The 12,484-nt window shown below is 66.8% G+C and carries 11 protein-coding genes and 1 pseudogene; 2 read left to right on the top strand and 10 right to left on the bottom strand.

Going from position 1 to position 12,484, the window contains the following annotated elements; all coding sequences use genetic code 11:
* Positions 1-23: 23 nt before the first annotated feature.
* Genes OG559_RS30735 through OG559_RS30700 form a run of 8 tightly spaced genes read right to left on the bottom strand, consistent with a single transcriptional unit; the run spans position 24 to position 8,912 of the window.
* Positions 24-896, bottom strand: coding sequence for a branched-chain amino acid ABC transporter permease (locus OG559_RS30735; protein WP_405110549.1), 873 nt, complete (start codon positions 894-896; stop codon positions 24-26).
* Positions 896-1,969, bottom strand: a complete 1,074-nt coding sequence (locus tag OG559_RS30730) for a CaiB/BaiF CoA transferase family protein (RefSeq protein ID WP_405110546.1) — start codon at positions 1,967-1,969, stop codon at positions 896-898. Before OG559_RS30730 ends, OG559_RS30735 begins: the two co-directional genes overlap by 1 nt.
* Before the next feature lie 46 nt (positions 1,970-2,015).
* The gene (locus tag OG559_RS30725) at positions 2,016-2,339 is read right to left on the bottom strand and encodes a hypothetical protein (protein ID WP_405110543.1); all 324 of its coding nucleotides are present in this window, start codon (positions 2,337-2,339) and stop codon (positions 2,016-2,018) included.
* Positions 2,340-2,341: 2 nt separating this feature from the next.
* Entirely contained in the window at positions 2,342-3,718 is a 1,377-nt protein-coding gene (locus OG559_RS30720) for an acyclic terpene utilization AtuA family protein (RefSeq protein ID WP_405110540.1), read from the bottom strand.
* Positions 3,719-3,747: 29 nt separating this feature from the next.
* Positions 3,748-5,802 carry a 3-hydroxyacyl-CoA dehydrogenase NAD-binding domain-containing protein gene (locus OG559_RS30715; protein WP_405110537.1) on the bottom strand — a complete coding sequence of 685 codons (2,055 nt, stop codon included), beginning with the start codon at positions 5,800-5,802 and terminating at the stop codon, positions 3,748-3,750.
* On the bottom strand, positions 5,795-6,955 hold the full coding sequence (locus OG559_RS30710) for an acyl-CoA dehydrogenase family protein (RefSeq protein WP_405110534.1): 1,161 nt from the start codon (positions 6,953-6,955) through the stop codon (positions 5,795-5,797). The genes OG559_RS30715 and OG559_RS30710 overlap by 8 nt, the downstream gene beginning before the upstream one ends.
* Complete coding sequence (locus OG559_RS30705) at positions 6,952-7,728, bottom strand: SDR family oxidoreductase (protein ID WP_405110531.1); 777 nt, start codon at positions 7,726-7,728, stop codon at positions 6,952-6,954. The genes OG559_RS30710 and OG559_RS30705 overlap by 4 nt, the downstream gene beginning before the upstream one ends.
* A complete protein-coding gene (locus tag OG559_RS30700; RefSeq protein ID WP_405110528.1) occupies positions 7,725-8,912 on the bottom strand; it encodes a thiolase family protein in 1,188 nt (395 codons plus the stop codon). Before OG559_RS30700 ends, OG559_RS30705 begins: the two co-directional genes overlap by 4 nt.
* A 592-nt stretch (positions 8,913-9,504) precedes the next feature.
* Here OG559_RS30700 and OG559_RS30695 point away from each other — a divergent pair.
* Together OG559_RS30695 and OG559_RS30690 are read left to right on the top strand one after the other, a co-directional pair.
* A complete protein-coding gene (locus tag OG559_RS30695) occupies positions 9,505-10,587 on the top strand; it encodes a CaiB/BaiF CoA transferase family protein (protein WP_405110525.1) in 1,083 nt (360 codons plus the stop codon).
* 100 nt (positions 10,588-10,687) lie between these two features.
* The gene (locus tag OG559_RS30690) at positions 10,688-11,674 is read left to right on the top strand and encodes a cyclase family protein (protein WP_405110522.1); all 987 of its coding nucleotides are present in this window, start codon (positions 10,688-10,690) and stop codon (positions 11,672-11,674) included.
* 285 nt (positions 11,675-11,959) lie between these two features.
* Here OG559_RS30690 and OG559_RS30685 read toward each other — a convergent pair whose 3' ends face one another.
* Together OG559_RS30685 and OG559_RS30680 are read right to left on the bottom strand one after the other, a co-directional pair.
* Positions 11,960-12,250 carry an integrase core domain-containing protein gene (locus tag OG559_RS30685; protein ID WP_405117088.1) on the bottom strand — a complete coding sequence of 97 codons (291 nt, stop codon included), beginning with the start codon at positions 12,248-12,250 and terminating at the stop codon, positions 11,960-11,962.
* Positions 12,217-12,468, bottom strand: a pseudogene (locus OG559_RS30680) (DDE-type integrase/transposase/recombinase); the annotation flags it as partial. The gene OG559_RS30685 and the pseudogene OG559_RS30680, both read right to left, overlap by 34 nt.
* Between the last annotated feature and the right edge of the window lie 16 nt (positions 12,469-12,484).

The raw sequence follows: 12,484 nt of genomic DNA, 5'->3' as shown, positions 1-12,484 counted from the left end.
CGGTGACCAGCGACGTAGGACGTTCATACGGCCCCCCGTTGACGTCGGACGGTAAGTCCCTGGGGCCGCAGCAGCAAGGCGAGTCCGATGACGAGCACGGGCACGCTCGCGCGGAAGTGGGACGGGATGTACAGGCTCGCGAACTCGTTCGCCACACCGACCATGAGTGCACCCGCGACCGCCCCGCCCAGTGAGGTGAGGCCGCCGATGGCCGCCGCAGCCAACGCGAGGAGGAGCAAGGGTTCGAGCATGCCCGGGGTGACGAACGTGATCGGGGATCCAAAAAACGCAGTCAGGCCGGCGAAGACGCCACCGATGACCCACACGAGCGATTCGAGCCGGCCGGTCGGAATGCCGGCGATGTCAGCCCCGGTGCGGCTGGCCGCCATCGCGCGCAGCGCAGTACCGAGCCGGGTGAACTTGTAGAAGGCGGCGAATCCGAGCAGGAACACGGCGGTCACCACGATGGTCACAGCCTGTTGACTCGAGACGGGCACCGGTCCGATGAGGAACACCTCCCGTCCGAGGACCGTGGGAAAGGGCCGTGGCGTGTTGCCCCAGACGATGTTCGCGACGGTCCGCAGCAGGATCGCGACCGCGAGCGTGGCGACCACGACCGACCACACTGGCGAATTGCGCATCGGACGGAGCACGATCTGCTGGGTCGCCAATGCGAGCAGCGCGCTGACGCCACACATTACGAGGAGGATCACGGGCATCGGAAGATCGGTGATGCCGTATTCCACGACCACCAGAGCGCCGATGGTCCCGATCATGCCGTGCGCGAGATTGAGCTGTCCGGTCGCCCGGTAGACCAGCACCAGGCCGAACGTGAGGAGTGAAAGAAGGCTCCCGTTGGCGATGCCGAAGACAAACGCGGTGAGAACGGTTTCCATCACAGATCCGGGAGGACGCAAGCGTGCGCATTCAACTGCGGGGCAGCCGTACGCGCGACGGTCGGGTTGGCGGCGAGTTGGTAGGGCAGGCGAACGACGGTGTGGTCACCGACGTCGACAAAGGTCTGGTTGAAGCGTGCCGCCTCGCCGCCGGCCACATCGGAGTACGAGGCGACTTTCGCCGCGGTGAGCCCCGCATCGAGCATCGCCGAGAGAACCTCGGCTGTGGGGCGGTCGCGAAACGCCGCCTCGATCAGGGGTGCCAGCTCGTCGCGCCGTGCAAGGCGGTCGGCGTTGGTCGCGAACCGTGGGTCATGGGCGATATCGAGGTGAAGGATCGCGCACAGCCGTTCCCAGTGCCCAGGCATGTAACAGGAGATCATGACCGCACCGTCGGCGGTCTCGAAGAGACCAACGGGGTACGCGTACGTGACGCTGTTGCCGGTGCGCTCGGGTCCGCGACCCGTGAGTGAGAGCTCGGTGAACTGATGTGACTGTATGTAGATAGCGACGTCGAACAGGGAGAGGCTGATGCGGTCGCCTCGACCGTGCCGGGTGCGGGCGTAGAGGGCGGCCAGCACGGCCTGCCCGGCGGCGAGCCCGGTGGCGCCGTCGATCATCTGTACCCCGGCGCGCATCGGCTTACCGTCCGGCTCCCCGGTCTGCGCCATAATGCCGCTCTCAGCCTGGAGGACGGCATCGACGCCAGCCCGGTCCCGTAGGCGCTCATGCTCCCCGAATCCCGAGATCGACAGGTAGACGACGGCTGGGTTCACGGCACGGATGGCGTCATACCCCAGCCCGAGTCGGTCCATGACACCCGGCCGGAACGACTCGATCACGACATCCGCCTGTGCCGCCAGGTCAGCGACCACGGCCCGCTCGCGGTGGTTGTGGAGGTCGATGGCCAGCGACCGCTTGCCGCCATTCCACGTCTGATACATGGCTCCGAGCCCCCGGGCTACGTCGCCTGTTCCCGGACGCTCGACCTTCAGCACGTCGGCGCCAAGGTCCGCCAGCGCCAACCCGGCTGCGGGCCCAGCGATGAGGTGCGCGAACTCCAGAACGCGCACCCCCTCCAGTGGCGTCCCAGCGCAAGCACGTTGCGCGTCCGGCCAGTCAGTCACCGGAGGCCTCGATCGGCAGGCGCAGAAGGTGGTTGCCCATGGACTTGCCGGTGACGTCCCACCACAAGGTGCGGGTCGAACCCCCGCCGAGCGCTCCGTCAACGATCACGTTGAAGGCGTTCATATTTGGCACCCGGTAGATCGTCACAGGACCATCCGCGAGGCCGGCAAAGAACTCGAGTACGAGCTTTGGAGTGAGGGCAGCGTCGATGCGGGCGAACGCGGCCGCGTCGAACGCGAGGACACAGATGTTGCTGCGCTCGCCCTTGTCACCGGAGCGCGCGAACGCCAGATCTCCGAGCTGGACCGTGGTCATGGCTAGCGGACCTCCTCCACTGTCGTACGGATGCGGGGATACACGGCATCGCGGGGCACCAGCGTGGGCCACAGCGAAATCACAGGACGCGGGGCGGTGGGCGGCGTGTGCAGGGCCATTCCGGCCGGCCCCATGATCCAGAGGTGCGTGACCTCCCGGATGATGGCGCCGACGGCTTCACGGGTACGGGCCCGCGCCGCGACGCGCAGGGCGACCTCGCTGGGCTCCTCGGCCGGCGTCGGCACCAAGCTACCGCCGAGCTCGTTGAGGCCAACGAAGCTGAACCGCAGCTCGTCGAGCTCAATACCAAGACGCGCGACACGGCCGCGGATCATCTCCACGCAGTGCTCGGCCCGGGCCAGCGCGTCCGGCCACGGACACAGGATCATGCCCTCCCCGATCCAGCCGTCCTGATATCCGATCATGAGCTTGAGCGTGTCGGTCGGGGCATGCCCGTGAATCCCGGTCACCTCGACCTCATCCTCGGCCACTTCTCGTACCTGGATGTTGGTCAGGTCGGCAACACCGTCGGGCATCAGGTATCGCGCCGGGTCGTGGACCTCGTAGAGCAGTTGCTCCTTCACCGTGAACTCGTTGACGACACCGCCGGTGCTCGGCAGCTTGCGTATCCGGATCTTGCCGTCGCGCGTCACGTCGGCGATCGGGTAACCCAGGTTGGACTTGTCGCCCTTCACAAGACGCCACTGGGTCGACAGCCCACCGGTGACAAGCGGGCCGCACTCGATCAGGTGCCCGGCCATAATGCCGGTGGCGATGTCGTTGCGGTGCCCGTCGTCGAATGTCCAGCCGAATTCGTGCATGAGCGGACCCAGCCAGATCGCATTGTCGGAGGTTCGCCCTGTGATCACAACGTCGGCGCCCTGGCCGAGGGCCTCGACGATGCCCTCGGAGCCGGTGTACGGGTCCGCGGCGACAATCCGGTCACGGATACGGTCCAGGCCCTGCTCCCCGGTGTCGAGATTCTCGAATACCCACCCACTTGCGGTGATCTTGTCGAGGTCGTCGATGAGGTGCGGCTGCACCACCGTGCCCACCTTCAGGCCGTTCCACCCGTTGCGTCGGGCCAGGTCGGCGACGGCACGGCCCGCGCCTTCGCTGTTCGCGCCGCCGCCGTTGGTGACGAGCTTGATCGACTTCTCACGGGCGATCGGGATCAGCGACTTGAACCGAGGTATGATGTCCGTGGAGTAACCAGCCTGCGGATCACGCATCCGCAATTTGTGCATAATCGACATGCCCAGCTCGCCGAGCATGTCGAACCCGAGGTAGTCCACCTCGCCGCTTTCCGCGAGGTCGAGCGCCGGCTCGTACGCGTCGCCCCACATGGCGCCTCCGCCGCCGAGTCTTACGGTTTCCATGTATCCTTACCTTCCTCGGGTCGTGATGGTCAGTCACTGGCCCGCATCGTGGAACCTGGATTTGTCGCCCGACGAGGCTCGTCCGAAAACGACCGCCTGTCCTGGATCAGTCGGCCCAAGGCAGAGCCCGTTGGGAATGCTTCCCCGAACCCCGCCGCCCGCTCGCGCACCACCGCTGGCCCGACTTGGTCGACCCAATGGAAGGGCCCGCCCAAGGGGCGCGGGAAGCCGATGCCGAGCACGGCCGCAATGTCGCCGTCGTCGGGGTGCTCGATGATGCCCTCGTCCCAGCACAGAAGCGCCTCGGACACGAAAGCCAGTAGCAGGCGCGAGCGGGCGGCCGATTCGCTCGGCCCACGCCCGGCCCCCAGCTCGGGGTTCGCGCCCGCTCGGCGGCCGTTCTCGTAGCGGTAGAAGCCGAGCGATGCTGCGCGACCGCCAGCGCCCTGCTCGACCAGCCTGGTCAGCGCGGCTTCGACCGCGTCCACGTCGAGGCGGTCGGTGAACAGCCGCCGGGCGACGTGGCCGATGCTGGCCTGTAGCACCAGCTGGAGTGTTACCTGATCTATAGCCTGGAGCGGGCCGACCGGGAAGCCGGCGAGCCGCGCCGCGTGGTCGACCGCCTCGACCGCCATGCCCTCGATGACCAGCCGCACGCCCTCGACGAGCCATCGCGCATACACCCGCGAGGTGTAGAAGCCGGGCCGGTCCGCGACAACGATCGGGACCTTGCCCATGGCGGCGCCGAGACGGGCCAACGCCTCCACTGTCGCCGGCGTGGTCCCAGCGTGCGGCACGAGTTCGATGAGCCTCATCCGCTCGACGGGGCTGAAGAAATGCATGCCCATGAACCGTGACGGGTTCGGCACCGATGGTGCCAGCGAGCTGACGCTGATGGCCGACGTGTTGGTGGCGATAACAGCGTCGGGTGGCACTACCGCAGCCACGTCCGCGAGCACGTCGTGCTTGAGTTTCGGGACCTCGAAGACGGCCTCAACCACCGCGACCACGCCATCAAAGCGGTCCCATCCGGTCGTGGCCGTCCACGATCCGGCGTGGCCCGAGCCTTGCGCGACCAACTGGTTCCGCCGTTGCTGGGCCGCGGCGAGGCGTTCGTCGTCGACGTCGCGTATGACGACGTCGATTCCGCGGGAGGACGCGACCGCGGCGATGCCCGAACCCATCTGGCCGCCGCCTATGACCCCGAGCGTTGACAACGGCGGCAGCGAGGATGCCCGGGTTGCCTGGCGGATGCGCGATTCGATGTCTCTCAGGTGCCTGGACGCCGCAAACTCGGGCCCTTGCAACAGTTTGATGAACCGTTCCCGCTCGACGCGAAGTCCGGCCTCGATCCCGCCGGCCACTCCCGCGCTGACGGCGGCGAAAATTGCGCGCTTCGCCTCGGTGGAGGCGACATCCCTGGACTCGCGGTCGCGGATCACGGTCAGGTCGGCCTCCTCATTTCCCGTATTCTCGGGCGGCTGCCGGGCGAGTTCATGGGCGATCGCCACGGCGGCAGTGACGGGATCGCCGTCGACCAGCCGGGCGAGCCCGGCGGCTGCGGCGTCGCCGGCGCTGAGGCTGCGGCCGGTCGTGAGCAGGTCGAGTGCCATCGCCGTCCCCACGAAGCGGCGCAGCAACTGTGTGCCACCCCCACCCGGGATGAGGCCTAGCGTGACTTCCGGAAAGCCGAACGTGGCAGCCGCTGAGCAGACGATGACGCGCGCCCCCAGGGCCAGTTCCAACGCTCCGCCATAGGCCCGACCGTTGACGGCCGCCACGATGGGTTTAGGCGACGCCGCCATTCGCAGCATCATGCTGTGTATGCCTTCAAGGACCACGGTCGCGTCCTCGCGGCGCGCGAGCTGCGGCAGCCAATCAAGGTCAGCGCCGGTCCCGAACGACCCCGACTTGGCCGAGGCGAGCACGGCGGCGGACACCTCCGTACGGTCAGCCAGGCCGCGTAGGCGCGCATCGAGCTCGGCGAGCAGCACCTCGTCGACCACGTTGACGGGTCGGTCGGCGGCGTCGAGCCAGAGCACAAGAACCTCGCCGCGGACCTCCGCGCGGATACGATCAGCCATCTCCGCGTGTCCCCTTCAGCCCGAGTGATCTTCCGATGACATCCTTGAGTACCTCGTTGGCGCCCGCGTAGATGGTTTGCACCCTGCTGTCAGCCCACGCCCGGGCGATCGGGTATTCGAGCATGTAGCCGTATCCGCCATGGACCTGGACGGCCCGGTCGACAACTCGCTGACACATGTCCGTGATCCACCATTTGGCCTGCGCGGCGTCGACATGATCGAGCTTCTTCGCGCCGTGGCGCAGGATCAGTTGGTCGAGGTAGACGCGCGCGATGTCGACTTCCGTCTTCATCTCCGCGATTGCCATGCGGACGCTCTGGAGTGCACCGATCGGAGCGCCGAAGGCGACCCGGTTCCGCGCGTGTTCGATCGCGAGATGGAGGGCCCGCCGGGCCTGCGCCTCGGCGTGGGCTGCGACGGCCAGCCGTTCCTGCGTCAGGTGCTGCTTTATGATCGCGAGGCCGTCCCCCTCGTCACCCAGCCGATCCTCGACAGGAACCCGGACGTCGTTGAAGAACAGCTCGCACGTGCCAGCGGCGTGCTGGCCGACCTTCCGCAGCGGCGATCCCTTGGCGAATCCGGGTGCGTTGCCGGGAACGACGAGCAGACTCAGGTTCTTGCCGGGTCCGGTCCGGACCGCCGTGACGACGAGGTCGGCATTCGTGCCGTTGGTGATGAACGTCTTCGACCCATTGACGACGTAGTGGTCACCCTCGCGTACCGCGGTGGTGGTGATCGACCCGACGTCGGAGCCGGCCCCGGGTTCAGTCATGGCGAGTGCGACGATCGCCCGGCCGGCGACCGCGTTGGGCAGCCAGCGCGCCTGCTGCTCGCTGGAGGCCGAGTCCACCAGGTACGGCATGGCGATGTCGGCCTGCATGCTCAGGTTGAGCCCGACCGCCAGGACGTCGGCCTCGGCGAGACACTCGATGAGGATCGCGTTGTACCGCCAGTCGCTCACCCCGGCGCCACCGAACTCGGGCGGCGCCGCGAACCCGAACACGCCGATCTCGCCGGCCTCCTCGAACAGCTCGCGGTCCACCCGGTGCTCCCGCTCCCAGCGTTCCCGGTTCGGCACAATCCGAGTCGCCACAAACCGGCGTACGACGTCGCGGTACTGCTCATGCGTGGACTCGTAGATGCTTCCGCTCATCGCAACGTCCCCCAGCCTCCGTCAACCGGCAGAACCACACCCGTGACCCAGCCCGCCGCCGGCGACGCAAGGTAGATCGCGGCACCGGCGATGTCCTCGGCGCGACCGTTGCGCCCGAGCGGGTTGCCGTCGCGGAGCTCCTCGAACTCGCCTGGGACAAACGCACGGCTGGTCATGCGGGACTCGAAAATGCCCGGCGCTATCGCATTGACGGTGATTTTCTCGGCCGCCAGCCGCTTGGCGAGGTGACGGGTCAGGTGGTGCAGACCGGCCTTCGACGCCGAATACGCATACGACTCCCACCGCGGCACGAACAGACCATCCACCGACCCGATGTTGATGATCCGGGCCGTGCCCCGTACCGCGACCGCGCTGCGCAACGCGGGAAGGCAGGCGACCACCACCTGGAACGGAGCCTTGAGGTTGAGCGCGAGCACCTTGTCCCAGCCCTCGTCGGGGTACTGCTCTAGGTCAGCGCCCCAGGTCGTCCCGGCGTTGTTGATCAACACATCGAGCGAGTCCACGTGCTCTGCAAGGTCCTCGGCAAGGCGCCGGGCACCAGTCCGGGTCGACAAATCAGCCGGGATCGGGATCGCGCGGGGTCCCAGTTCGTGGGCGAGCGACTTGCAGTCCTCAGCAGAACGAGCCGAGATGAAGACCGTCGCACCGCCCGCTATGAAGCCCGATGCCAGCATCGCCCCGATCCCCTTTGTGCCGCCCGTGACGAGGACCGAACGCCCCGCGACATCGAACGACGGAGCTGCGTCGCTCACCGGACACGCTCGATGATGGTCGCGTTCGCCATGCCGCCGCCCTCGCATACCGTCTGTAGTCCCCAGCGGCCGTCGCGCCGTTCAAGTTCGTTGACCAGGCTGCCCAGGAGCTTGGCGCCGGAGGCACCGAGCGGATGGCCGTTGGCAATTGCTCCCCCGCCCACGTTGACGCGGTCCGGGTCGGCCTTCATCTCGCGCTGCCATGCCAGGACCACGGGGGCGAAGGCTTCATTCACCTCAAATACGTCGATATCATCGATCGTCAGCCCGGCCGATGCGAGCACCTTCCGGGTCGCCGGGATGACGCCGGTCAGCATGAGGAGTGGATCGTCGCCGACCACTGAGAATGTGCGGACCACGGCTCGGACGCGAAGACCGAGGCGTTCAGCGACGGACCGCTCCGCCAGGAGCACGCCGGCCGCCCCGTCAGAGATCTGGGAAGAGTTGGCGGCGGTGACGTGCCAGCCGATCTCGGGGAAGCGGCGCGCGTATTCGTCGGCGAAGAAGGCCGAGCCGAGGTGGGCGATGGACGCTGCGGTCGTCTGCGGCCGCACGCCCTCGTCGGTCACCATCATCTCACCGGTGAGGCCATCTCCCCGGTGGATCCGGGTAGGGATAATGTCGCCACGATCGGAGTTGGCAGCCGCCCGCTGGTGTGAGCGAGCGGCGAACTCGTCGAGGTCGTCGCGGCCGAAGCCCCAACGCGCGGCTATGAGTTCGGCCGAGATGCCCTGGGGAACGAGCCCTTCCTCGAATCGCCGGGCTACACCCGGACCGCTGGGATCCTTGCCCGCCGTCGAGGAGAACATGGGCACGCGGGACATCGACTCCACACCGGCTGCGATCACGATGTCATAGGCGCCGGCCATAATTCCCTGCGCGGCGAAGTGGATGGCCTGCTGGGAGGACCCACATTGGCGGTCGACCGTCGTGGCGGGCACGGTGACCGGGAAACCGGCCGCCAACACCGCGTTGCGGGCCACGTTGAAGGACTGTTCGCCAATTTGCGAAACACAGCCCACGATGACGTCATCTATGGCCTGTGCGTCCATTCCGGTCCGCTCGACGATCGCCCCCAGGGCATGGGCAAGCAGATCGACCGGGTGCCACCCCGACAGCGATCCGGACGGCTTGCCCTTGCCTATCGGCGTCCTGACGGCGTCAACAATGACCGCTTCGCGCATCACCCCTCCTTGGGTCGTGGGCCACGTTACATTGCTGTCCATGTAAATTACAAGAGTCCAAAACGTTGCCGGCGGATGACGGGGGCGCCCTGGGTCAGGCGGTGGGCGGTCAGCCAGGCCAGGGTCCGCTCGAACCGCCCAGCGGCTGGGGCGCACGGCGAAGCCGCGCTGGTCGGCGGGCTTTCGCAACGATCCCCACGGCGGGGTGCGCAGGATGTCGCGGGCCCAGTCGACCAGGCGGCCAGCTAAGGCGGAGACGGCGAAGACGTGCCGGACGGGGGTAGCCGGGTGCGGCGAGCAGGGCCACCTCTGGCGCCGCCTGACCCGCGGCCACGAAGCCCTACCCGCCACCTCCGCCAGCATGACGCGCATCGCATCCAGTCATACATCTAAATTGGTGACGATGAAAATCAGCCCTTGCCGAGGGCGTCACCGCAACGTATCTTCCACCCGGGACGTGGAAATGGGTGCCATGACTCGCTCATCAGGACTGGCTTGCCCGGCACCCCCGGCCGGAGCGAGCTGGCTCGGCCACTGTGGATGGTTGCCTCGGAATCCAAAAATGGCGCTCGACAATGCGGAGGAATAGTCAATGGCGGGACCACTAAGTGGGCTGCGCGTCTTGGAGTTCGCCGGTCTGGCGCCCGGACCGCATGCGGCCATGGTGCTGGCCGACCTGGGTGCCGACGTAGTACGGATCTGCCGACCGGGCCAGGACTCAGACCCCGTGGCGGCCAACCATCTGCTACGTGGTCGGGACAGCGTCGCAGTCGACCTGAAGTCGGTGACCGGCCGGGAACTGGCTGCGCGGCTGGCCGCCCGTGCCGACGTGTTGATCGAGGGACACCGGCCTGGCGTAATGGAGAGGCTCGGTCTCGGGCCGGACAAGTGCCTGGAAGACAACCCCCGTCTCATCTACGCGCGGATCACGGGCTGGGGCCAGGACGGTCCGCTGTCCCCGCGCGCTGGCCACGACATCAACTACGTCGCGCTCACCGGGGTGCTGCGGGCGATCGGCCATGTCGACCAACGACCAGTGCCGCCGCTGAACCTGGTCGGCGACTTCGGTGGCGGATCAATGTTTCTGCTGGTCGGCATCCTCGCCGCGCTCTGGGAACGAGGTCACAGCGGTCGGGGCCAGGTCATCGACGCGGCCATGGTCGACGGCGTCGGAGTGCTCGCCAACGCCATCTGGGGACTGCGCGCCAACAACCGCTGGTCGGACGAACGCGGAACCAACCTGCTCGACTCCGGCGCACCGTTCTACGACACCTATGAATGTGCCGACGGCGAGTACGTGGCCGTGGGAGCCATCGAGCCGCAGTTCTACGCCGCGCTGCTGGATGGGCTGGGGCTCACCGACGCCGACCTGGCCGCGCAAAATGACCGGGCCAACTGGCCACGCGTGCGAGCCCGGCTGGCGCAGGAGTTCGCGCGCCACCCACGCGCACATTGGGAGAGCGTCTTCGCCGACACCGACGCCTGCGTGACGCCGGTGCTCAGCTTCGCCGAGGCTCCCCACCACCCGCACCAGCGGGCCCGCGGGAACTTCGTCGACGTCGGCGGTGCCGACCAGCCGGCGCCCGCGCCGAGGTTCGCCCGAACGCCAACGGCCCGCCCACGGCCCGCCCGCGATCTCAATCCGTCGGCGCTCGCGGACCGATGGACCCGATAAGCAGCATTGATCGATCAAGCCCACCGGGAGGAACTCAAGGCTGCCGCCCAACGTCGGCTGCCATGAGGACGAGCCCAATGGATGGAAGGCGGTACAACGCATGACAGACGGCAGCCACGAGAGGAAGAAGCCCGCCCTCTCCAACTGGGGCGCGTTTGGCGATGACGACGAAATTGGGACACTGAACTACCTCACGGCCGACGTCGTGGCCCGTGCCACTGGCGCCGTCCGTACCGGGGAACGGTTTCCGCTCAATCTCCCGATGAATGTGCCAAGCGTCGGGCCGGAGCAAATGCCCGTCTTCAAGATCGATGCGCCCGGCTTCAAGCGCGTATCCCATCGCGTGAACACAACCATACCGCAAGGTCTCGTCACGAACGACGACCATGTACTGATGGCCACACAAGGATCGTCTCAGTGGGATGCGTTCGTTCACGCCGGGTTCGACGAACCGGAAGTCGACGGCGTCTTCTACAACGGGGTGACCCGGGCCGACGTGAGTTCCACCGGCCATGCCTACCGGGGCGGCATCGACAAGATTGCGCAGGTTGGAATCGTCGGCCGCGGCGTGCTGCTTGACATAGCCCGACTCGTGAGTGGGGGAGGCCCCGAACCGCTACCCCTGGACTATGTAATTACGGTCGACGACACCATCAGATGCATGCGAGAGGAGGGGGTGGAGATCCAACCCGGCGACATTGTGTGTTTTCGCACGGGCTGGACGGAAGCCTTCCTCGAAGCTGACGAATCTTTCCGGGTGGAACACATGTCCGTCAAATCGGGCCATATCCACCCGCAGGCCCCTGGCATTACCGGTGACCACGCCACACTCGCCCATGAGCAGCGATGGTCGGCGGTAACGGCGGACAACCCTGGAATCGAGGCGATGCCGATGCCAGCACCCCAGGACACCGCCCATGTGCGGATGTTGCGCAATCTTGGCATACCCTTTGGCGAGTTGTTGCACTTCAGTGCGCTCGCGGAGGCATGTGCACGTGATAGGCGCTGGGAATTCATGTTCGTGGCCGTTCCACTGTGGATTCCAGGTGGTGCGGGATCTCCTGCAAACGCTATCGCGATCAGATAGGCGCCAGCGGGAGATTGCTCGCGGCAATGAGGGCTGTTCGAAGTTGAGTGGGTTCGCGGCTGGAGTCGATCCGAACGTGAGGGCTCGCAACTCGTCGCTGATCATCCGAATACGGGTCGCTGTTGCCCGTGCCGCGTCGACTGCCAGCGAGAACAACGGGCGACTCCGCCACGACGAGTCCGGCTGCGGCGAGCCGATCGGTGAGGACTGCGCCGTAGAAGCCGGTGCCGTCAACGACCACGAGTGTCAAGCCCCGGGTTTGATGGAGAGTTGGTTAGCTGGTTTTCAGCGTGCGGTGGCCGGGTGGGTCATCGCGTGGAGTGCCTCGTGTTCGGCGGGTGGGACGTGGTCGAGCTCGCCGTGTAGGCGGCGGTTGTTGTACCAGTCGATGTATTCGACGGTGGCCATCTCCAGGTCGTCGAGTCCGAGCCACGGGCCTTTGTTGCGGAAGAGTTCGGCCTTGTACAGGGAGTTGAACGCTTCGGCCATCGCGTTGTCGTACGAGTCGCCCTTGGAGCCGACCGGGTGACGGCGCCGGCCTCGGCGAGTCGCTGGGTGTAGCGAATTGCTCGATATTGGACTTTTCTGTCCGAGTGGTGGACCAGTCCGCCCAGGTCAGCGCCTTGGTTTTCGCGGCGCCAGATCGCCATCTTCAGTGCGTCGAGGGCCAGATCCGTGTAGAGCGACGTGGACACCTGCCAGCCGACGATCATGCGGGAGTGCACGTCGAGGACGAACGCGGCGTATACCCAGCCCACGTTGGTGCGGACGTAGGTCAGGTCGGCGACCCACATCTGGTTCAGTCGCACT

This window comes from Micromonospora sp. NBC_01405 (genome assembly GCF_045040155.1).
GTDB lineage: Bacteria > Actinomycetota > Actinomycetes > Mycobacteriales > Micromonosporaceae > Micromonospora.
The sequence above is the reverse complement of the archived record's forward strand: the minus strand, read 5'-3'. Positions and strand labels throughout refer to the sequence as shown.

Bases quoted from the DNA above. Each gene is read 5' to 3' on its own strand.
- OG559_RS30710 (WP_405110534.1), bottom strand. From the start codon at position 6,955: ATGAGCGGAAGCATCTACGAGTCCACGCATGAGCAGTACCGCGACGTC.
- OG559_RS30700 (WP_405110528.1), bottom strand. From the start codon at position 8,912: ATGCGCGAAGCGGTCATTGTTGACGCCGTCAGGACGCCGATAGGCAAG.
- OG559_RS30690 (WP_405110522.1), top strand. From the start codon at position 10,688: ATGACAGACGGCAGCCACGAGAGGAAGAAGCCCGCCCTCTCCAACTGG.
- OG559_RS30735 (WP_405110549.1), bottom strand. From the start codon at position 896: ATGGAAACCGTTCTCACCGCGTTTGTCTTCGGCATCGCCAACGGGAGC.
- OG559_RS30695 (WP_405110525.1), top strand. From the start codon at position 9,505: ATGGCGGGACCACTAAGTGGGCTGCGCGTCTTGGAGTTCGCCGGTCTG.
- OG559_RS30720 (WP_405110540.1), bottom strand. From the start codon at position 3,718: ATGGAAACCGTAAGACTCGGCGGCGGAGGCGCCATGTGGGGCGACGCG.
- OG559_RS30725 (WP_405110543.1), bottom strand. From the start codon at position 2,339: ATGACCACGGTCCAGCTCGGAGATCTGGCGTTCGCGCGCTCCGGTGAC.
- OG559_RS30715 (WP_405110537.1), bottom strand. From the start codon at position 5,802: ATGGCTGATCGTATCCGCGCGGAGGTCCGCGGCGAGGTTCTTGTGCTC.